This is a genomic window from Arthrobacter sp. B10-11, from assembly GCF_033142195.1.
Lineage (GTDB): Bacteria > Actinomycetota > Actinomycetes > Actinomycetales > Micrococcaceae > Arthrobacter > Arthrobacter oryzae_C.
Map to the genome: position 1 here is coordinate 684,344 of NZ_JAWMTH010000002.1, position 20,590 is coordinate 704,933.

The window sequence follows — 20,590 nt, forward strand, 5'->3', positions numbered from 1 at the left end:
TGGAAGTTGGGATCATGCCACTCCCGGTGACGCCGTTGTCAGCGGAAGCAGCCTGAATCCATCCATGTGTGGCCGGGCGCTTGCCATCGGCCGTCTGAAATTGATGAATTCATGAAAGTCTGAACTACTCAAGCTGTCAGCGCAAGAGGTGCCCGCGTACTAAATCCACCGATCATCCCTTGGCGGCCGGGGCTACGATATAGATGCGGATTCGCGCCGATTCACGCTGTCTGGAGACAGACCTTTCTGTCTGTCATAGGCTGTATGTCGTTGAAAAGTTGAACAGGCGTTATGTTTATCGCCGAATTGTGGACGTACGAAGGGAGGCCCGATGAAGAACGATCTGCCCGCAGGCGTGGTCCTCAGTGAGGTCAAGGCCGAACTGTTCAAGTCCATGGGCCACCCCGCGCGGATCCGGGTCCTTGAGATTCTCACTGACGGCCCGGTGGCCGTCAGCCGGCTGCGCGACGAGACGGGCCTTGAGCCCTCGAACCTCTCGCAGCATCTCGGGGTGCTCCGCCGCCAGCGCCTCATTGTGCCCTCGCGCCAGGAGGGCCGGCTCTTCTACGAACTCTCCTGCCCTGAGGTGAGCAGCCTCCTCCTCTCGGCCCGGTCGCTACTCGGCACGGTCCTGCAGTCCACCCGACTTTCGCTGATGACGCTGGATGAGCCCCTGGGGGAACCCGCCGCCCGCTAGCCCCGGAGAGGCCGGTCCGACCAGTAGCGCAGAGTTCCTATTGCCGCACCAGGGTCCGGAGCAGTTTCAGCGCCACGGAGATCGAGGCGATGTCCACCTGCCCCGGTTTGGTCACCTCGGCGAGGGTGTCCTTGATCCTGGCCAGCTGTTCCTGGTGCCCGCGCTCCCACGCCACGATGCGCTCCACCGAATCGGACTGGCCGGGGTCGCTCACCGGGGTCATCTGCATCACGGAGACAGTCATGTCCGCCACGGCAGAATAGACGTCGTCGCGCAGGGCGGCGCGGGCAAGGGTTTCCCACCTGCTCTGCCTGGGGAGGTCGGTGATGCGCAGCAGCAGGCTGGCGGCGCCGATGCGCTGGAAGACTGCGTAGTAGAGGTCCGCGGTCACCTCGATCGGCTCGGCGGTCTGCCCGGCCACGAGTGAGATGTCCAGCAGCCCGAAACTTTCCAGCATGTCCGCCGCCCGCGCGCCCAGGTCGTGCGGGAGCCGGACGGCGTCCCAGTGGGCCAGGCGGTCCTGCACGCGGTCAAGGTCGGAGCCGCGCAGGTAGTCGGCTGTCCGTGTCCGCAGCAGCTCCATGGTGGGCATGATCCGTGCCAGCGCCTCGGTGACAGGCTGGTCTCGGTGGTCATGGGTGACGTACCAGCGTGTTGCCCGGTCCAGGACCCGGCGCATGTGGATGGCCACTCCGGCGGAGTGTTCGCTGGGGAACTCTGGCGGCAGGGCTGCCAGCTTGCGCGTGATCCACGGCAGGTCGTAGGCCTCGCGGGCGACGACGAAGGCCCTGGCCACCGCTGCGGGGGTGGCCGTGGTTTCTTCGATGGCCCGGAAGGCGTACGTGATCCCGCCCAGGTTGATCATGTCGTTGGCCAGCACGGTGCACACAATCTGTTTGCGCAGGGGATGTGCATCGAGCTCCGCGTCGAAACGCTCAGCGAGCCGGGGCGGGAAATAGCCGCGAAGGACCCGTTTGAACCACGGATCGTCGGCGAGGTCGCTGGCCGTCAGTTCCCTGGCCAGTTCCGTCTTCGCGTAGGCGGCGAGCACGGCCAGTTCCGGGGTGGTCAGTCCCTGTCCTTGCCGCACGCGTTCCTCAATCTGTTCGGTGCCGGGCAAAGCCTCCAGCTCGCGGTCCAGGTCCGTGGCGGTTTCCAGCCACTCGATGGTCCGCTGGAAGCCGGGACTCCATTCGAGGACGAGATGCCGGTCATTGAACAGGAGGACGTTCTGGTCCGCGTTGTTGGCCAGCACCTGGCGGGCCACGTCGTCCACCAGGGACTGCAGGAAGGCGGTGCGTTCCGTGGCCGGCATCCGCCCTGTCGCAATCATCCGGTCCACGAAGATCTTGATGTTGACCTCATGGTCGGAGCAGTCCACACCGGCAGAGTTGTCGATCGCATCGGTGTTGAGAAGGACACCGGCGAGCGCGGCTTCGATGCGGCCGCGCTGGGTGACGCCGAGGTTTCCGCCTTCGGCCACGACCCGTGCGCGCACTTCGCTGCCGTTGATCCTGATCGGGTCGTTCGCCTTGTCGCCCACGTCCGCGTGGCTCTCCGAGGACGCCTTGATGTACGTGCCGATGCCGCCGTTGTAGAGCAGGTCCACGGGCGCCCGCAGGATGGCCTGAAGCAGGGCATGGGGCGGAAGAGCCGCGGTTCCGGGCTGCAGGCCCAGGCAGGTCCGGACCTGTTCGGTGATGCTGATCGCCTTGGCGCGCCTGGAGTGGACGCCGCCGCCCTCGCTGATGAGGGACGGGTCGTAGTCCTCCCAGGAAGAGCGCGGCAGGTTGAAGAGCCGGCGTCGTTCTTCAAAGGAGGCCGCGGCGTCGGGCGCGGGATCGAGGAAGATGTGCCGGTGGTCGAAGGCCGCCACAAGCCTGATGTGCGGCGAGAGCAGCATCCCGTTCCCGAAGACGTCCCCGCTCATGTCCCCCACGCCTGCCACGGTGAACTCCTCGCGCTGCGGGTCGATGCCGAGTTCGCGGAAATGGTGGGTCACCGATTCCCAGGCGCCGCGCGCGGTAATGCCCATCTCCTTGTGGTCGTACCCCACCGATCCGCCGGAGGCGAAGGCGTCCCCCAGCCAGTAGCCGTACTCCAGGGCCACGGCGTTGGCTGCATCGGAAAAGGACGCGGTGCCCTTGTCCGCGGCCACCACGAGGTAGTAGTCGTCACCGTCGTGGCGCACCACGCGGGGCGGAGCCACTACTGCCTGCTCCGTGGCCGTGGTGACCAGGTTGTCGGTCAGGTCCAGCAGGCCCTTGATGAAGGTGCGGTAGCACTCCAGCCCCTCGGCGAGCCAGCCGTCCCGGTGGACTGCCGGGTCCGGCAGCTGTTTCGGGTAGAAACCGCCTTTGGCGCCGGTGGGCACGATGACGGAGTTTTTCACGTTCTGCGCCTTGACCAGCCCCAGGACTTCCGTCCGGAAATCCTCGCTCCGGTCGGACCAGCGCAGGCCGCCGCGGGCGAGCTCCCCGAACCGGAGGTGGACGCCTTCCACCCGCGGCGAATAGACCCAGATCTCGTATTTCGGCCGGGGAAACGGGGCGGCGGAGATGGCCGCGGGATTCAGTTTGAAGCTGAGGTGCGGCTTGTCCTGGTAGAAGTTGGTGCGCACCGTGGCTTCCACCAGGTTCATGAACGTACGCAGCATCCGGTCGGCGTCGAGGACCGGGATCTCGTCAATTGCGGACAGCAGCTCTGCCCGGGCGGCGGCTGTGTTCCGGAACCTGCGCCGGGCATCCAGTTCGGGGTCGAACCTGGCGTGGAACAAGGCAAGCAGCGCATGTGTTGCCCGAACATTGGCCGTCAGGGTGTCCGCGATGAAGCCGTAGGAGTTGGCGCTCCCCAGCTGCTGGAGGTATTTCGCGTAGCTCCGCAGGATGGAGGCCTGCCGCCAGTCCACGCCCTCGCGGATGACCAGGGTGTTGATCCGGTCCGACTCGACGTCCCCGCGCATGGCGGCGACGAAAGCATCTGCGAGCAGTCCGCTCGTGGCGGCCGGGTCCACGCCGGGGGGATAGTTCACGCCCAGATCGTAGAGGTACAGTTTGCTGCCCGTCCCGCGCCTGATTTCAAACGGCCTCTGGTCCAGGACGTCGAGCCCCAGGTTGTGCAGCAGCGGCAGGATCTGGGTGAGGCTGCGCGGCCGGGTCAGGTAGAGGCGGAGCCTGGCGTCCTTGCCCGGCGAAGAAGTTTCTCCCGGCCAATGGACGGTGAGCAACGGGTTGCCGGCCGGCCGGCCGCCTGCGCCGTCCAGGTCGAAGGATTCGAAATTGATGATGTCCTGAAGTGCGGTTTCCGCCTCATGGTCTGCCCGGTAGCTTGGCGGAAAAGCGTCGGACCAGAGGGCGGTGAGCCGGGCAGCCTCTGATGCCGGGAAATGCTCCCGGACAGCCTCCTCCAGCCCTTCCGTCCACGAGCGCGTGGCTGAGATCAAGCGCCGCTCCAGCTGTGCGGGGCCGACGCCGGGCCCCGGGACGTCCGGCGCGGACGAGGCAGTACCGGTGAGCAGGATGCGGAAGAAGATGCGCGCCATGGGGGAATCGGTGAGCCGTACCTCGAAGTCGATGGCCTCCGCGTGGAAGGCGGCCTTGAGTTCCTGCTCCATCAGCAGCCTCACCGCCGTGCTGTACCGCCGGCGGGGGAAGAAGACGAGGGCGGACATGAACCTGCCGAAGCTGTCCGGGCGGAGGAACAGGCGGGGGCGGCGGAGTTCTTCGGCCCGCAGGATCTCGGACGCCAGCCGGGTGAGGTCGTCGATGCCGACATGGAAGAGCTCGTCGCGCGGGAAGGACTCGAGGACAGCCACAAGGTCCTTGGCCCGGTGCGACCTCGGCTGGAGTCCCAGCCGTTCCCGGACCATCCGGGCCTTTTCACGGATCACCGGGATCCGGCGCACGGACTGGTGGGCCGCACCCGGCGTGAACAGCCCCACGAACCGCCGTTCCCCGACGACGGCACCGTCACCGTCCAGCAGCTGCAGGCGCAGTTCGTCCAGGTAGGAGGCCCGCAGCACGGTGGACCGGAGGTCCGAGGTCGCGAGGGTGCACGCGTTCGGCCACGGCATCCGCACCTCCCCTCCGTGTCCGCGGTGGACGCCGGCCGCCGGCCGGTGCCGTAACAGACCCAGCGCAGAGCCGGGGCGCGGAGTGATCTCCTGGCCGTCCGCCGTCGTGGGTTCATACTCGCAGTAGCCGAGCAGGATGAAATTGCCGTCCCCCAGCCAGCCCAGAAGCTCGCGCAGCTGCCCGGCCGGCGGAACCATTGCCGGCGGAACGGTGCCCGCGGCAGCGACGGCGTCGGCAAATCTGCGGTCCATTTCCGGTGCGTCTTCGGCACAGGCACGGACATCGGCCAGCACCGCTTTCAGCCTTTTCGCGAGCGCCTCGCCGGACGGCTCGTCCGGCATCCTGCCGATTTCCACCGCCACCCACGCCTCGGGCTGCCGCTTCGCAGTGCCGGGCACTCCGACCGGCACGTCCGCATCTCCGCCCTCTCCGTGTGCAGGCCCGACAGTGAGCCCTTCCCTCGCGGGCCCGGGCCGGACCTCCAACAGCACGTTGGAGACGGGATCGCGACGCACCTCAAACACCGGATGCACCAGCAGGCGGATTGTGGCGTCGTCGCGCGTGAGCTCTGCCGTGAGGGACTGGACCAGGTACGGCATGTCTTCAGCGGCCACTTCAATGATGCGCGCATCCGGTTCGTTGAAGATTCCGACGGCGGCCTCCCCCGGTGCGCGCGACGTCGCCACGGTCAGGTGGTGCATCGCCCTGCTGCGGAGGGTCTCCGGCGCGTAGTTCTGAAGGTCCTCGGCGGCGACATGGGCATAGTACGCGGCCAGGAACTGCCCGTCCGGCTCAAATTTCCCGCCGTCCTGGGCGTGCCTCACGGACCCGGTTTTGTGTGCCATGCCACTGCGCCTCCAGTGCGCGGAGCCCCGCCGCAACCGGCGCCGGTGAATCGGCAACCGCGCATGTTTTCATCATGGCCGCCTACCGGGGGCACGTCCAGCGTCCGCGGGTGTATGCCGAGCGCCCGACACGGACCACGGCATTGCGCCCCTCCGGCCGCGACTACCCGATCAGTGCCAGCACCGCTCCCGCAGCGACCACGCCTCCGGCTTGGGTGCGGAGGTCCGTGACCGTCCCGTCGCGGTGGGCGGCCACCTGCGTTTCCATCTTCATCGCCTCAAGAACGACGACGGCGTCCCCCGCCGACACTTCGGCGCCCGGCTCCACGAGCCACTTCACGACGGTTCCGGCCATGTCCGAGCGGAGCTCCCCCGGGTGGGCGGCCTCGGCGCCCGACCCGGCAGGGCCGCCGTCGGCATTTACCGAAACGCCGGCAGGGAGTCCTCCGCCCGACCTGGCCCAGCCGTCCAGCAGGTCAGCGGGCAACCCCACAGCCATGCGGCGGCCGTCCACGTCCACCGTGATGGTGAGGCGTTCGCCGTCGGGGGCGGCGGTGCTGTAGCCGGGGTCAGCCGGGATCCGGTCCGCGAAGTCGGTTTCGATCCAGCGGGTGTGGATGCCCAGGCCGGCCTCGGAGGTGAAGTCCGGCGACTCCAGGACCGCGCGGTGGAAAGGCAGCACGGTGGCCACCCCGGTGATCTCCATCTCGGCGAGTGCCCGGCGTGCCCGGCGCAGCGCCTGCTGGCGGTCCGCGCCGGTGACGATCAGCTTGGCCAGCAGCGAGTCGAACTGCGGGGCCACAAAGGACCCCGGGCGGACGCCGGTGTCCAGGCGGATGCCCGGGCCGGTGGGGCCGCGGAATTCGGCGATGGTCCCCGGCGAGGGCAGGAAACCGCGTCCCACATCCTCGGCGTTGAGCCGGAATTCGAAGGAGTGGCCGCGGGGCTCCGGGTCCGCCGTGATGCGCAGGGTTTCCCCGGCAGCGATCCGCAACTGCTCCTGGACCAGGTCGATCCCCGTGGTTTCCTCGGTGATGGGGTGCTCCACCTGCAGGCGCGTGTTGACCTCCAGGAATGCCACGGTGCCGTCCGCTGCCACGAGGAACTCCACGGTGCCGGCGCCGGAATAGCCGGCTTCCCGGCAGACTGCCTTGGCGGCGTCGTAAATCTGTTGGCGCTGGCCGTCGCTGAGGAACGGGGCGGGCGCCTCCTCCACCAGCTTCTGGTGCCGGCGCTGCAGGGAGCAGTCGCGGGTTCCCACCACCACCACGTTGCCGTGGGTGTCCGCCAGCACCTGCGCCTCGACGTGGCGCGGGCGGTCCAGATAGCGCTCCACGAAGCATTCGCCGCGGCCGAAGGCTGCCACGGCCTCACGGACGGCGGAGTCGAAGGCTTCCTCCACTTCGTCCAGCGCGCGGACCACTTTCAGGCCGCGGCCGCCGCCGCCGAAGGCCGCCTTGATGGCGATGGGCAGGCCGTGCTGCTCAGCGAAGGCGCGGGCTTCCGCTGCAGAATCCACGGGACCGTCACTGCCGGCCACCAGCGGAGCCCCCGCGCGGACGGCGATCTCGCGGGCCGTGATCTTGTTGCCGAGCTGACGGATGGCCTCCGGCGACGGGCCGATCCACGCAAGTCCGGCGTCCAGGACGGCCTGGGCAAAGTCGGCGTTCTCGGAGAGGAAGCCATAGCCGGGGTGGACGGCGTCGGCACCTGACCTGGCAGCCACGTCGAGCAGCTTGGGGATGTTCAGGTACGTGTCTGCCGGGGAGTTCCCGTCCAGGCTGAAGGCCTCGCTGGCAGCACCGGCGTGCATGGCATCGGCATCGATGTCCGCATACACGGCGACGGACTCCAGCCCGGCGTCGTCGCAGGCTCGGGCAATCCGGACGGCGATCTCACCACGGTTGGCGATCAGGACCTTGCGCATTAGTTACTCACTTTGTCTGGGGAAGTCTGTTCAGGGGCATTTTGTTCAGCGGAATTCGGTCCGGCCGACGCTTGCCCGGCAACACGGCGGAAGCGGATGCTGCCGCCGATCGGCACCTGGGCGGCAAGGTCCAGCTGGTGGTCCACCACCACGCCGATCACCGGGTAGCCGCCCGTGATGGGATGGTCCGCCAGGAAGAGCACGGGAAGTCCTTCCGGCGGGACCTGGATGGCGCCCGCAACGGTGCCTTCGCTGGGCAGTTCGCCCTGGCGGCTGCGCTGGAGCGGCGTGCCGTCCAGCCGCATGCCCACGCGGTTGGACTGAGGCTTTACCACCCAGTCCTGTCCGCACAGGGACTCAAGGGCGGCCTCGTCGAACCAGTCGGCCCGCGGGCCGGGCACGATGTCCAGCACTGTGACCCCGGTACCGGGGAAGTCCGGCTGCAGTTCCGGACTGCCGACGACACCGGACTCGGTGACGTCGCCGGCTGCCAGCAGCTGCCCCGGGGCCAGAGGCGCGGGGCCGATGCCGGACATGGTGTCCGTGGAACGGCTGCCCAGCACCGCCGGGGCGTCCACTCCGCCGCGGACGGCGAGGTAGCTGCGGAAGCCGGCTTCCGGCGCACCAATGGTAAGGATTTCGCCGTCGAGCAGGGCAAACGGGGTGGCCATGGGAACGGTGCGCCTGCGCTGGGCAGTGCCCGAGGCGGCGCCGGTATCGGCGTCGGATTCAGCGTCTGACGGCGAGTCAATAGTCAGTGCCGACGGCGCCCCGGCAACGGCCAGGACCTGGTCGCCGGCAGCCTGGACCCGGAGTCCGCCGGCCACCGTTTCGATGGCCGCGGCGGACGGGCTGTTGCCCACCAGCCGGTTGGCGCGACGCAGCGAGGCCCTGTCCAGCGCACCGGCGGCAGAGACGCCCAGGGCGGAGTGGCCGTGCCGGCCGAGGTCCTGGATGAGGCTCTGCAGCCCTGGTGAAACGATCCGCAGCCCGGAGGCAGTTTCCCGGTCAGGAATCCCGGCGAGTTGCCCGGCGCCGGGCGCCGTTCCGGACGCGTCGTGCTCCGGTGCCATGGTCACCACATCGCGGACGGCCCGGAACTGGACGCGATGGCCGGGGCTGGCGAGAGCGGGTTCGGCCCGGCTGAGGTCCCACATGCGGGCCCCGGTCCGGCCGATCAGCTGCCAGCCGCCCGGGGACCTGCGCGGGTACACCGCTGAATAGTTGCCTGCCAGCGCCACCGATCCCGCGGGAACGGCGGTGCGGGGCGAGCTGCGGCGCGGAACTTCCAGTACCTTGTTCTCCCCCACCATGTAGCCGAACCCCGGTGCGAAACCTGCGAAAGCCACCGTCCAGACCTGGCGGGAATGGGCTTCGATAACGCCGTCAATTCCCAGACCGGTGAGCCGCCCCACTTCGGCGAGGTCCTCGCCGTCGTACACGGTATCGATGTACACCAGGCCGCCGTCCCGGGTGGCGGGAGCGGTGAGGTCCAGTTCCAGCAGGAGCGCGGCCATGCGGCGGGCGGCCGCCGGTGAGTCCGCGCGGACCATCACGGTCTCTGCGGCCGCCAGCACGTCCGTCTGGCCCGGCAGCGGCGATTCCAGGAGCAGGGTCTGCAGGGCGAGGACGTCCTGCGTTCCGGTGAGCTCCGCGAGCACCGCGCGCGTTCCCACGGGCCGCACCGAAAGGACCTTGTGCACGCTCAGGGTTTCCATGGCTGCCTCAATCAATTTGTTTGCTCGTTGCTGGTGGTCTGGTGGACGGTTTCGGACCTCAGGCTGTGGCGGGAACGTCGTGCAGGAGGCGCTCTTCTTCAGCGGTCTGCGGGTTCCGGCCGAGGGTCAGGCCCACCACCGTGACGGCGGAGGCCACCAGGAGGTAAGCGGCGATCAGGAACCAGTCACCGGAGGCCGCGTAGAGGGCGGTGAAGATCAGGGGTGCCACGGCGCCGCCGATCACGCCGGCCAGGGTGTAGGCAAGCGAGCTGCCGGCGTAGCGCAGCCGGGCCGGGAACTGCTCGGTGATGTAGGCGGCCTGCGGGCCGTACATGAAGGCGTGGAACGCCAGGCCGATCACTACGCCGACGGTCAGCATCAGCACGGACTTGCCCTCGATCATGAGGAAGAACACCGGAATGTAGAGTGCCGTGCCCACCGCGGCGATGCCGTAGACGAGGCGGCGGTTGAAGCGGTCCGTGACGGCGCCGGCCAGCGGGATCAGGAACAGCTGGAACGCCGAGCCGATGAGGATGGCGGTAAGGACGTTGCCCGTGGTCATGCCGAGTTCCTTGGTGGCGTAAACGGCCACGAAAACGGTGAACAGTGCGTAGAGGATGTCGGGGCAGACGCGGGACAGGGCAGCTGCCACGAGGGCGCGGGGTTCCTTGCGGAACACCTCGGTGATGGGTGCCTTGGGCTGTTCACCGTGGGCCGCGATGGCCTTGAACACGGGGGTTTCCTCAAGCTTGAGGCGGATGACCAGGCCGAAGACAACCAGCAGTGCGGAGGCCAGGAAGGCTACGCGCCAGCCCCAGGAGAGGAAGGCTTCGGTGCTGAGGGTTGCGGCAAGGAGTGCCAGGACGCCGTTGGCCATCAGGTTGCCGGCGGGCGGGCCGATCTGGGCGGCGGAGGACCAGAAGCCGCGCTTGTTGGCGTCACCGAATTCACTGGAGAGCAGGACGGCACCGCCCCATTCGCCGCCGACGCCGATGCCCTGGGCCAGGCGCAGGAGCACCAGGATGGCGGGGGCTGCCACTCCGATCACGGAGTAGTCAGGCAGCAGGCCGATCAGCACCGTGGCGACGCCGATCAGCATCAGGGTGACCACCAGGACGTGCTTGCGGCCGATCTTGTCACCGAGGCGGCCGAAGACCACGCCGCCGATGGGGCGTGCCAGGTAGCCCACGGCGAAGGCGGAGAAGGAGAGGAGGAGTCCTACGAACTCGTCATTGCCCGGGAAGAAGATCTTGGGGAAGACCAGGGCGGAGGCCACCGAGTAGATGGCGAAGTCGTAGTACTCCAGCGAGGTGCCGGTGAGGCTGGCGATGTAGGCCTTCACGGCTCCGGGCGGGATCTTTCGGCCGGAGCGGGCGGCCGTGTGGTGTGTCGTCATGGTTTTGTCCTTAAGCGAATGCGGTTTAGGCGAAAGCCCTGATGGTGATTCCGGCGTCGGAAAGCGCAGCCTTGACTGCGACAGCCATGGCAACGGCTCCGGGGGAATCGCCGTGGACGCAGATGCTGTCTGCGTTGATTTTCAGGATGGAGCCGTCCACGGTGCGGATGGCTGAGTCGGTGGCCATGCGCAGCACGTGTTCGGCCACGCGGGCCGGGTCATGCAGGACGGCTCCGGGGAGCGAGCGGGAGACGAGCGTGCCGTCGGGGTTGTAGGCGCGGTCGGCGAAGGCTTCGGAGACGGCCCGGAGTCCGGCGGCCTCGGCCAGCCGCAGCACTTCCGAGCCGGGCAGTCCCAGGATCGGGAGGCCGGCGTCGATCGACTTGACGGCGTCGACGACGGCGCGTGCCTGTGCGGTGTGGGAAACGATCGCGTTGTACAGGCCGCCGTGCGGCTTGACGTAGCGGACGCGGCCGCCTTCGGTGGCGGCCAGAGCCTGCAGCGCGCCGATCTGGTAGACGATGTCGTCAGCCAGTTCGTTGGGGTCGATGTCCACGAAGCGGCGGCCGAAGCCGGAGAGGTCACGGTAGCCCACGTGGGCGCCGATCATGACGCCGGCCTGCACGGCTTCGCGGCAGGTGCGGCGGATGACCGTGGGATCGCCGGCGTGGAAACCGCAGGCCACGTTGGCGCTGGACACGGACTGGAACATTGCCGTGTCGTCGCCCAGGGTCCAGCGGCCGAAGGACTCGCCTACGTCGCTGTTCAGGTCCATGTACACCATTGTGATCCTCGTCTCATCGGGTTCCTCCTACTAGGATGCACCAAATTTAGCGATTGTTCAACAATCCTTCGATTCAACGATGTGACGATCGTGTAAATTCTGGAGTATGGCCATTTCCGAAGCAGCAGTTCAGGGCACGTCCGCCGCCGCCGCGAGGCTGCGTGTTGCGATGCCCTCGGTGGCGGACAGGGTGGCAGATGAGTTGCGCCTGCAGCTGGCCGAAGGAATTCTGCTCCCCGGCACACGCCTGACCGAATCCACCATTGCCGAGGACCTCGGCGTCTCCCGGAACACGGTGCGCGAGGCCTTTGCCGAGCTGGCCAGCGAACGGCTGGTGGTGCGGCACCCCAACCGGGGGGTTTTTGTGGCGAGCCTTGAGCCCGGCGATATCCACGACGTCTACACCGTCCGCCGGACCATCGAAGTCAGCGCCATCCGTGGCGGGGGCAGCCCGGAGGCAGTGGCAGCCGTGCGGGCGGCGGTGGAGGAAGGCAAGATCGCCGCAGCAGCGAACGACGACGAGGGGCTGGGTACCGCCAACCAGCACTTTCACAGGGCGATCGTCGCATTGGCCGGCAGCCGCCGGCTGAACACGATCATGTCCCAGGTCCTGGCAGAGATGCGGCTGTTCTTCCACAAAGCCACGATGGATGCCAACTTCTACAGCGGCTACCTCAAGGACAACGAGGAGATCTGCGAGGCCCTCGAGGCCGGCGAACCCGAACGGGCCGCCGAGCTGCTGCTGGCCTACCTGGACCGTTCCGAGGCAAAGCAGGCCGAAGTCCACGGGGAATGAGGACGCGGCCCTGACATACGGGCAGGGGCGGCCCCACCCACGGTGGTGCCGCCCCTGCTCCATAACCGCCCGCCAGCGGGACAGCCGGCCCCTAGCTCACAGGGGCCACTGAATAGTCGAACGTTCCGGATCCGACGTCCCGGGGTTCCTGCCCGGGCAACTCGACCCGGGCTGTAGCGCCGGTGGGTACTTCGATCTCCACCGTGTAGCCCGCGCCATTCCGCTGCCACGCGATCGACGCCATCCCGTAGGGCGTCTCGTGCCGGGCGGAGGCTGACGTGAGCCCTCCCCCGGGCTGCGGACGGAACAGGATCCGCCGGTACCCGGGCTCCAGCGGAGCAATTCCGGCCACCACGCGGTGCATCCAGTCCGCCACCGCACCCAGTGCGTAGTGGTTGAAGGACGTCATCTCGCCGGGGTTGATGGAGCCGTCCGGAAGCATGGAATCCCAACGCTCCCAGATGGTGGTGCCGCCCTGCGCCACCGCGTACAGCCAGGAGGGGCACTCTTTCTCGAGCAGGAGATTGTAGGCCGTTTCCAGCTCCCCTGCCGCCGTGAGTGCGTCCGAGACCACGGGAGTGCCGGCGAAGCCTGTCCCGATCCTGTTTCCACCGTCGTGCACCAGCCGGGCGAGGCGCCGCCCGGCCCGCTGCCTGGCGTCGTCGTCGGGGAACAGCCCGAACGCGATCGCCAGGGCATAGGCAGTCTGTGCGTCGCTGGTCATGCGGCCGTCGCCATGGATATATTCACGGGCGAAAGCCACTTCCACCGCACGGCTGAGTTCCAGGTAGCGAAGCTCGTCGTCGGTCTTTCCCAATACCGCGGCCGACTTCGCCAGATGCCGGGCGGACCAGGCGAAATAGGCAGTGGCAACGAGGTGCTTGTCCGTCATCGCCTGGGTGGGATCCTCGGGCGGTGCGGTGGGATCCAGCCAGTCTCCCAGCTGGAATCCCGTGTTCCACAGGTGGCCGCTGCCGGCGAGGCGGTCTATCAGGTCCACCCAGGCCTTGGCGCTTTCATATTGGTCAGCCAGGATTTTCGCGTCGTTGAAGCGTTCATAAAGTATCCAGGGCGTGAGCACGGCGACGTCACCCCACACCGCGCCGGGACGGATGGGGCTCCAGTAGTTGCCGCCGGGGATGACCGGCACGTACCAGGGCACCGTGCCATCAGGAAGCTGCTCGGCCGCTACATCCTTCAACCAGGAGGCCAGCATGCCGGAGCAGTCGTAGAGGAAGCTCGCGGTGGGGGCGAAAACCTGGATATCCCCCGTCCAGCCAAGGCGCTCGTCGCGTTGCGGGCAGTCGGTCGGGATGTCGACGAAGTTGCCCTTCATGCTCCACAGCACGTTGTCGTGCAGCCGGTTGAGGTCCGCATTCGAACACTCAAACCAGCCCGTGCGTTCCATGTCCGTGTGATAGACGCAGGCCACGACGTTCTCAGCGACGTTCCCGCCGCGCCATCCGGTTATCTCGGCGTAGCGGAAGCCGTGGATCGTGAAGCGGGGTTCCCACGTTTCAGTTTCCCCGCCGCCCAGGGTGTAGGCATCCGTAGCGTCGGCCCCGCGCAGGGGACGGGTGTAGAGCTCGCCGTCCTGAAGGACCTCCGCATGCCGCAGGGTCACCACGGCGCCTTCCTCACCCTGAACGGTTACCCGGAGCTTGCCCACAAGGTTCTGCCCGAAATCGAGCAAGGTCTTTCCGGACGGCGACTCCCACACCCGCACGGGCCGGACTTCGCCGGTACAGCGGACGGGCGGCCCTTCGGGCGCCACGAGAGTACGGGGGTCACGCTCGACGCCGACGACGGACTGCCAGCCGCCGTCGTCGAAGCCGGGACTGCTCCATCCCTGGGGCAGCTGGCGCGCGTCGTAGCTCTCCCCCTTGTAGAGGCTGGACAACAGGATCGGGCCAAAGGCGGCCTTCCAGCCACCGTCGGTGCCGACGACTGTGGTGGAGCCGTCATCGTGGGTTACCTGCAGCTGCGCAAGCAGCGCCAGCTTTTCACCGTAGATGTTTGCATGCCCGCCCTGGAATCCGATGCGGCCCCGGAACCAGCCGTCCCCCAGCCAGGCGCCGATCGCATTTTCGCCCTGTTCCACGTGGTCCGTGACGTCGTAGGTGTAGTACCGCAGCCGCTTGCCGTAGACCGTCCACCCCGGTGAGAGGGCATCGTCGCCCACGCGGGCGCCGTTGATCTCCATTTCGTAGAGGCCGTGCGCCGTCACGTACAGGCGGGCGGAGACCACCGGGCGGGGAAGCATGAAGCTCCGGCGCAACAGGGGAGGCCGGCGGTCGGCGTCGGGGTCCTCATCCCAGCCGGGGGAAACCGCCGTGGCAGTCCAGTCGGAGGCGTCCAACAGCCCGGTCTCCACGGGCGCAGCAAGGCTCCATTCAGTTGGCTCCTCCTCGCCTGCGCCCCACACCCGGATACGCACTTCGGCGCGCTGGGCCGACCCGAGGGGCTGGCCCGGCCAGGGGACGAGTACCGAGTCGCCGGAGGCAATCCGTTCGCTCGTCCACGCATCGGCGGATGTGGTGACGGACACCTCGTACGCCTGTTGCGTCCAGCCGGGTTCGGCTTTCGTTTTCCACGAGATCCGGGGAACGGGGGTCCCGATCCCGAGGGCCTGGGGCAGGTGCTCGAAAGTTACCGCCTGGACTGTGGTGGGCATAGAAGTATCTCCTTGTTAGGCGCCGGACGGCAGCGTCCCGGCTCGGGTCTTGAGTGGCGGGCCGTCAGCCCTTGACGGCTCCGGCCGTCATACCGGCGACGATCTGGCGGTTGAAGAACAGGTACATGACCAGCGGAGGGATGGTGATCAGCAGGATGTTCATGAAGAGCAGGTTGTATGCGGTGGTGAACTGGCTCTGGAAATTGAACAGCGTCAGTTGCACGGTGGCGTTCGCATCGCCTGGCAGGAAGTACAGCGGGTGCTGGAAGTCGTTGAACACTGCCACGGACTGAACCACGATCACGGTGACGATGACGGAGCGCAGCAGCGGGAAAATCACGCGGAAGAACAGCCGCACGGGCCCGCAGCCATCGATGACCGCGGCCTCGTCCAGTTCCCGCGGGATCGTGGAGATAAATGCCCGGAAGAGCATGATGCAAAACGACAGGCCGAAGGCCACTTCGATCAGGATCAGGCCGGGCAGGGTCTTGAAGAGCCCCAGTCCCTGCAGGACCCAGATGGTGGGGACGACAGCAGGCGGGATGATGAGGCCGGACAGGATCAGGAAGTTGATCAGCGGGTTCCACCGGCTCCGCCGGCGCTGCAGGACCCATGCCACCATCGCCGCGAGGATCACCATGATGGCGACGCTGGCCACGGTGAGGATGGTGCTGTTGATGAAGGCGGTGACCAACATGAAGCGGCGGGCGGACAGGACTTCCTGGAAGTTCTCAACCAGTGCGAAGTTGGTGGGCCAGGAGAATTCGAGCCGGTTTGCCTCCCTGCGGTCCTTCATGGCGGTCAAAGCCATAAAGAGCAGCGGGATGACGAAGATGACGATAGTGACGCTGATGGCCAGTATGCCCAGGCCATAGCGCTTCAGGGCGGCGGTCATGCTTCCACCTCCTTGCGGTTCAGGAACATGGACAGGGGCACGATGATGGCGGTGACAATCAGGAACAGGACCACGTTTCCGGCGGTGGACAGTCCGTAGAAGCCTGCCTGGTACTGCTTGTAGATCACGGAGGCGATCACGTCGGAGGTGAACCCGGGGCCGCCCTTGGTCATGGCCCAGATCAGGTCGAAGGAACGCAGGCCGCCGATGAGGGAGAGGATGATCACGGTAGCGGTGGCCGGTCGGGCCAGCGGCACAGTGATGTTCCAGAAGCATTTGAACGAACTGGCGCCGTCCATTTTGGCGGCCTCAAAATACTCGGACGGTATGGAGACAATGCCGGCGATGAAGATCACCGTTGCCAGGCCGACGCCCTTCCAGACATCCACGAACGCCACTGACATGAGTGCCCAGGCGGGGTCGGTGAGCCATTTGGGTCCTTCAATGCCGACGACGGCCAGGGCCTCGTTGATCATTCCCCTGGACGGGTCCATCAGCACGGTGAAGACGATCCCAACGCCGATGCTGCTCAGGAGCACCGGGAAGAATATGACGGAGCGAAGGTAGCCGCGGGCGATGATCTGCGATGTCAGCAGCACAGCCAGGAGCATTCCGAGGATGACCTTGAGGCCGGAAGTGACCACACCGTAGATGAAGGTGTTGGTCAGCCCTTTGAGTAGCGCCGGCTCAGAGAAGAACTGGACGAAGTTGTCCATCCCGATCCAGGTGAACTCCGTAAGGTTCCAGCGGGTGAAGCTGAAGAAGAACGAGGCAAAGGTGGGAACGAGGAACAGAACCGTGTAAACGACGGCGGCAGGCAGGTAGAACCAGTACGGATAGGCCGACTTGCCCTTGCTCCTTTTGGGAGCTGCGGCGTCCAGGGACCGCTTGGCCGGAACGGCCACTGTGGTGTTGGTTGTCATGTGAGTGTCTCCATAGTGCCGTCCGGGCCGGAGCGCGGCCCGGACGGCGTGGTGGTGTAGGAGGTTTAGTTCCAGCCGGGCAGGTTGAGCTGCTGCGCCTGCTTTTTGACGTCCTCGTCGTAGAGGGCGGCACCGTCCTTGGCCGAACGGATTCCCGAGCCGACCTCGACGGTGATCTGTTCAAGGGCGGGGCCCTTGACCGGGGAGAGGAATTCCAGCGCGGGGCTGTTCTTGGATTCGTCCTCGAAGTACGGCAGCATGTCCTTCACGGCGGCGGGGACATCATCAGGGAGTGTGCAGTCCTCCACCAGGTACGGACCGTTGGCCCCGACGGCCGCTGTCTGGGACGCGCAGCCTTCCTTGCTCGCGATGAAGGCCAGGAATTTCTTGGCTTCCTCAACGTTTTCCGTCGACTTGGGCAGGTAGACGCCTCCGGGCAGCCAGACGGTCAGGCGGTTTTTCGAAGCATCATCACCGGGGAGCGGGAACAGCCCCAGATCATTGAGCTGGTCCGGGTAGCTCACCTTGATCTCCGGGAGGGCGAAGCTCAGGATGGGGTACTGGGCACCCTCGCCGTTGACCAGCTTCTCCAAGCCCTGCGCATAGGTGGCGGAGGCGAAGTCCTCGTTGAAGAGCCCCGCCTTGAAGGCCTCCTCCTGGTGTTCGAAGCCCTTAATGGCCGCGGGGTCGGTCGAATACTTGACCTTGTTCGCGGTGTAGTCCTCTGCGAAAGCGGGATTGGCGGCAGCCACATTGGCAAAATCACCCAGGACAAACAGCTGGGACGTCCAGGTGGTCTGGTAGGTCTGGATGATTGGAGCAACGCCGGCGTCCTTGATCTTGCGGCTGTTCTCCATGAACTCAGCCCAGGTCTTTGGAACGGACAGGCCCAGGTCCTGGTAGACCTTCTTGTTGTAGAGGACAGCTCCGGCCGAACCGGTTCCAACCGGCACGCCATAGGCTTCGCTTCCCGCGGTCACAACGGGCTTGAAGGACTCTGAGACGTTGTCCATGAACGGCTCGCTGGTCAGCGGTACGAGGTTCTGTTCGGGATTGATCTGCTGGAAGAGCGAACCGGTGTTGTAGGAAAAAACGTCGGCCATGTCGCCGGTGGCAAGCTTGGTCTTGACGATGTTGTCGCCGTCGCCGCCCTGCGGCCTGGTTTCAATCTCTACTTTGATGTCCGGGTTCGCCGCATGAAAGTCTTCGGCGAGTTTTTCCGCATAAGTGAGGGTGTTCTCGGTGTTGTCGACCAGCCAGGTGATGGTCTTTGCATCACTGCTCTCGCCTCCGCCGGCCGAGCATCCGGTGAGTACCAGTGCTGCCGCCGTGACACTTCCGGCGAGGACGGACCAGCGCCGTGGGGTCCTGATCATCTTTACCTCCTTGTAAAGCCGCAGGCCCTTTGGCGGTCCTGTGGAACGTTTCAAATGAGTCGAAAGGAAAAAATACTGTCTCTTGAAGATGGTTGTGTAGATCGGTCTACTTTTTCCACTGTAAGGGAGCTCACATTCAAACGCAAGAGATTTTCGTAGATCAGTCTACAATTTCTTCTACGACCACTCAGGAGGGAGGCGTTGTGACGGGACAGACCAAGAGGGCGACCATCAGTGACGTCGCGCTCCACGCCGGGGTGTCCCGTGCTGCAGTCTCCAAGGTCCTCCGGGGAGCCTACGGGGTCAGCGAGATTATGAAAACGCGCGTGGAAACCTCCATGGACGCCCTGGGATACCGGCCATCAGCCCTCGCCCGCGGCATGCGCGGGAGCAGCTTCACCCTCGGCGTCTTTGTGGTTGACCTCTCCAACACGTTTGTCTCGGTGCTGATTGAAGGGATCCGGGCGGAGGCGGAGCTTCGGGGCTACCAGGTGTTTATCGGGGAGGCCAACAGGGGACTGAACCAACAGCAGCGCATGATCGAGGCCATGATGGACAGGAAGATGGACGGTCTTGTGCTTATCGCCCCCTTCGGGACCGAAGAGGAACTGGAGAAAATCGGGCGCAGCACTCCCACCGTGGTTCTCGGCCGCCACGGCCCGGGCCAGAACTATGACACCGTGGCCAGCGATGACATTGCCGGCAGCGCCTTGATCGTTGACCACCTGGTGTCACTGGGCCACCGGCGGATCACCCACCTCCTGCACATTGGCAGGGAGAAAAACGAAAGCACCATGCCCCAGTCCGTCCGGGCCAAGGGCTACGTGGAAGCAATGGTCCGCAACGGCCTCGAAGATGAGGTTGACCTCCTGGAATCCAGATGGAGCCAGGAAGGCGGAGCAGTGGCCGCGGACCAGATGCTCGGACGGGCCACTCCTCCCACAGCGGTGCACACGGGCACCGACATGGCAGCTTTCGGCGTGCTCGCCAGATTTTATGATCTCGGCATACCGGTCCCGGGGGACTTCTCCGTGGTGGGTTACGACAACGCCCTGGCCGCTGCCCTCCCCCAGATCGCCCTCACCACCGTGGACCAGTCGGGCATCGAGATGGGCTCCATTGCCACCCGGCTCCTGGTGGAACGGATCGAGGGCCGCAGCGAACCCGTGTCCACCCTCGTTCCGCCAAAGCTTGTCATCCGCAAGACATCCGGGCCCCCGCGCTAGTCCAACGACCACCCCTCAGGTGCTCTAAAGCTCGCTGTCGCAGTGGACTGCGACGAGGGGGCCGTCAGGCTTTGGGCTTCCTTGGCCATCTTATGGACGCGGCGCACAACACTGCCGCGGACATCCACAGGGCACCGCCCGGCCCCGCCGGGGCGGCCAGCAGTCCTGCACTGATCGGCAAGGCAACTTGCCCGAGCCGGTTGCCAAGCAGGCGCAGTGCCAGCGCTGCCCCCCGTGACTCGGGGGGAACAGCCTGGGTAATTAGGGTCATCGTGATCGGCTGCCCCAGCCCCAGGAAGAATCCCACGATGGCCAACAGGACGGCAGCCGGCAAAGGATTCGAGAACACCCATGGCAGGATCGCCAAGGTGGCCCCCGCGCCCGCAAGGCTGGCGGTGATGAGCCCGGTTCTGCTCCAGCGGGACAGCATCACGGGAAGGAGTAAGCGGGACGAAATCGAGGCAGCTGCCCGGATGGCCAGCAGGACGCCAATTCCAACAGGGGCGATCCCGCGCTCTTCTCCCAGCAGCGGGAGGAACGCAACAATGATGTCGGTCGTGGCCAGCAGCGCAAGACTGGCCAGCATGTTGGTCTTCACCGTAGGGATGCCCAGGAGGTGGGCCACGGATTTCGAGGGGGATTTCTGCGGCGTCGGCGCGTCCGCGGCCTCCCGTGCGGGTGCCCGATCCTTCACCGAGGACCCCAGGGCGACCGGAATGGCCAGCATCGAGATTGCACCGGCGAGCAGCAGTGCCGTGTTGGCGTCCATAAGCCGGGCGTCCGCGGGCGCGTTCCCTGCAGATCCCATGGCCAGGCCCGCCAGGAGCGGACCAACGAGCTGGCCCAGGGAGAATGCCGCGGTGAACCAGCCAAAGGCCGCGTCCATGCGGCTGAGGGGGACAAACCTGGCGATAGCGGACTGCCCGGCAATGGTGAAGCACAAGTGCCCGATGCCCAGCACTGCACTGGCGACGCCGACTAGCAGGAGGGACGGGGCGGTGGACAGCAGGAACGGACCGGCTGCGAGCAAAAGCGTCCCGGCCAGGGTGATTCCCTTCATCGACGCACGGCGGTCCGACATCCGCCCGAGCCACAGGGCGATCGCGACCGGAAGAAGCGCAAACGAGGCCGAGGTCAGGCCCACCGCAACGGAGTCGCCGCCGAGGGCCAGCACCTTGTAGGAGATGAGTGGCCGCGCCAGATTAAGGGCGATCTGGCACAGCACTGCGGATGCGATGAGCATCCATAACCAGCGTCGCG

General features: G+C 66.4%; 13 protein-coding genes. 3 read left to right on the top strand and 10 right to left on the bottom strand.

The genetic code is table 11. From position 1 onward, the window contains the following. Nucleotides 1–331 precede the first annotated feature (331 nt). Complete coding sequence (locus tag RW112_RS08835; RefSeq protein ID WP_317781380.1) at nucleotides 332–697, top strand: metalloregulator ArsR/SmtB family transcription factor; 366 nt, start codon at nucleotides 332–334, stop codon at nucleotides 695–697. Nucleotides 698–734: 37 nt separating this feature from the next. Here RW112_RS08835 and RW112_RS08840 read toward each other — a convergent pair whose 3' ends face one another. The 5 genes from RW112_RS08840 to RW112_RS08860 all read right to left on the bottom strand — a co-directional run bounded on the left by RW112_RS08840 (nucleotide 735) and on the right by RW112_RS08860 (nucleotide 11,440). Next, nucleotides 735–5,615, bottom strand: coding sequence for an NAD-glutamate dehydrogenase (locus tag RW112_RS08840; protein WP_317781381.1), 4,881 nt, complete (start codon nucleotides 5,613–5,615; stop codon nucleotides 735–737). A 163-nt stretch (nucleotides 5,616–5,778) separates the two neighbouring features. Further along, nucleotides 5,779–7,542, bottom strand: a complete 1,764-nt coding sequence (locus RW112_RS08845) for an acetyl/propionyl/methylcrotonyl-CoA carboxylase subunit alpha (RefSeq protein ID WP_317781382.1) — start codon at nucleotides 7,540–7,542, stop codon at nucleotides 5,779–5,781. Beyond that, nucleotides 7,542–9,260, bottom strand: coding sequence for a 5-oxoprolinase/urea amidolyase family protein (locus RW112_RS08850; RefSeq protein WP_317781383.1), 1,719 nt, complete (start codon nucleotides 9,258–9,260; stop codon nucleotides 7,542–7,544). The genes RW112_RS08845 and RW112_RS08850 overlap by 1 nt, the downstream gene beginning before the upstream one ends. Before the next feature lie 58 nt (nucleotides 9,261–9,318). Further along, on the bottom strand, nucleotides 9,319–10,656 hold the full coding sequence (locus RW112_RS08855; protein ID WP_317781384.1) for an MFS transporter: 1,338 nt from the start codon (nucleotides 10,654–10,656) through the stop codon (nucleotides 9,319–9,321). 25 nt (nucleotides 10,657–10,681) lie between these two features. Continuing rightward, a complete protein-coding gene (locus RW112_RS08860; RefSeq protein WP_317781385.1) occupies nucleotides 10,682–11,440 on the bottom strand; it encodes a 5-oxoprolinase subunit PxpA in 759 nt (252 codons plus the stop codon). Between the two features lie 106 nt (nucleotides 11,441–11,546). On the opposite strand from RW112_RS08860, the gene RW112_RS08865 reads away from it, so the two are divergent. Continuing rightward, the gene (locus tag RW112_RS08865) at nucleotides 11,547–12,236 is read left to right on the top strand and encodes a GntR family transcriptional regulator (protein WP_317781386.1); all 690 of its coding nucleotides are present in this window, start codon (nucleotides 11,547–11,549) and stop codon (nucleotides 12,234–12,236) included. 91 nt (nucleotides 12,237–12,327) lie between these two features. Here RW112_RS08865 and RW112_RS08870 read toward each other — a convergent pair whose 3' ends face one another. The 4 genes from RW112_RS08870 to RW112_RS08885 form a co-directional block, all read right to left on the bottom strand. After that, nucleotides 12,328–14,910, bottom strand: coding sequence for a glycoside hydrolase family 78 protein (locus RW112_RS08870; RefSeq protein WP_317781387.1), 2,583 nt, complete (start codon nucleotides 14,908–14,910; stop codon nucleotides 12,328–12,330). A 64-nt stretch (nucleotides 14,911–14,974) separates the two neighbouring features. Continuing rightward, nucleotides 14,975–15,805: a carbohydrate ABC transporter permease gene (locus tag RW112_RS08875; protein ID WP_317781388.1), complete on the bottom strand. Its 831-nt coding sequence runs from the start codon at nucleotides 15,803–15,805 to the stop codon at nucleotides 14,975–14,977. Beyond that, on the bottom strand, nucleotides 15,802–16,728 hold the full coding sequence (locus RW112_RS08880) for a sugar ABC transporter permease (protein WP_317781389.1): 927 nt from the start codon (nucleotides 16,726–16,728) through the stop codon (nucleotides 15,802–15,804). The genes RW112_RS08875 and RW112_RS08880 overlap by 4 nt, the downstream gene beginning before the upstream one ends. 65 nt (nucleotides 16,729–16,793) lie before the next feature. Next, nucleotides 16,794–18,104 carry an ABC transporter substrate-binding protein gene (locus RW112_RS08885; RefSeq protein WP_317781390.1) on the bottom strand — a complete coding sequence of 437 codons (1,311 nt, stop codon included), beginning with the start codon at nucleotides 18,102–18,104 and terminating at the stop codon, nucleotides 16,794–16,796. A gap of 203 nt (nucleotides 18,105–18,307) precedes the next feature. On the opposite strand from RW112_RS08885, the gene RW112_RS08890 reads away from it, so the two are divergent. Next, the gene (locus RW112_RS08890; protein ID WP_317781391.1) at nucleotides 18,308–19,330 is read left to right on the top strand and encodes a LacI family DNA-binding transcriptional regulator; all 1,023 of its coding nucleotides are present in this window, start codon (nucleotides 18,308–18,310) and stop codon (nucleotides 19,328–19,330) included. Nucleotides 19,331–19,394: 64 nt separating this feature from the next. On the opposite strand, the gene RW112_RS08895 is transcribed toward RW112_RS08890, so the two are convergent. Then, on the bottom strand, nucleotides 19,395–20,573 hold the full coding sequence (locus RW112_RS08895; RefSeq protein WP_317781392.1) for an MFS transporter: 1,179 nt from the start codon (nucleotides 20,571–20,573) through the stop codon (nucleotides 19,395–19,397). Nucleotides 20,574–20,590: the final 17 nt, after the last annotated feature.

Bases quoted from the DNA above. Each gene is read 5' to 3' on its own strand.
- RW112_RS08835 (WP_317781380.1), top strand. From the start codon at position 332: ATGAAGAACGATCTGCCCGCAGGCGTGGTCCTCAGTGAGGTCAAGGCC.
- RW112_RS08840 (WP_317781381.1), bottom strand. From the start codon at position 5,615: ATGGCACACAAAACCGGGTCCGTGAGGCACGCCCAGGACGGCGGGAAA.
- RW112_RS08845 (WP_317781382.1), bottom strand. From the start codon at position 7,542: ATGCGCAAGGTCCTGATCGCCAACCGTGGTGAGATCGCCGTCCGGATT.
- RW112_RS08850 (WP_317781383.1), bottom strand. From the start codon at position 9,260: ATGGAAACCCTGAGCGTGCACAAGGTCCTTTCGGTGCGGCCCGTGGGA.
- RW112_RS08855 (WP_317781384.1), bottom strand. From the start codon at position 10,656: ATGACGACACACCACACGGCCGCCCGCTCCGGCCGAAAGATCCCGCCC.
- RW112_RS08860 (WP_317781385.1), bottom strand. From the start codon at position 11,440: ATGGTGTACATGGACCTGAACAGCGACGTAGGCGAGTCCTTCGGCCGC.
- RW112_RS08865 (WP_317781386.1), top strand. From the start codon at position 11,547: ATGGCCATTTCCGAAGCAGCAGTTCAGGGCACGTCCGCCGCCGCCGCG.
- RW112_RS08870 (WP_317781387.1), bottom strand. From the start codon at position 14,910: ATGCCCACCACAGTCCAGGCGGTAACTTTCGAGCACCTGCCCCAGGCC.
- RW112_RS08875 (WP_317781388.1), bottom strand. From the start codon at position 15,805: ATGACCGCCGCCCTGAAGCGCTATGGCCTGGGCATACTGGCCATCAGC.
- RW112_RS08880 (WP_317781389.1), bottom strand. From the start codon at position 16,728: ATGACAACCAACACCACAGTGGCCGTTCCGGCCAAGCGGTCCCTGGAC.
- RW112_RS08885 (WP_317781390.1), bottom strand. From the start codon at position 18,104: ATGATCAGGACCCCACGGCGCTGGTCCGTCCTCGCCGGAAGTGTCACG.
- RW112_RS08895 (WP_317781392.1), bottom strand. From the start codon at position 20,573: ATGCTCATCGCATCCGCAGTGCTGTGCCAGATCGCCCTTAATCTGGCG.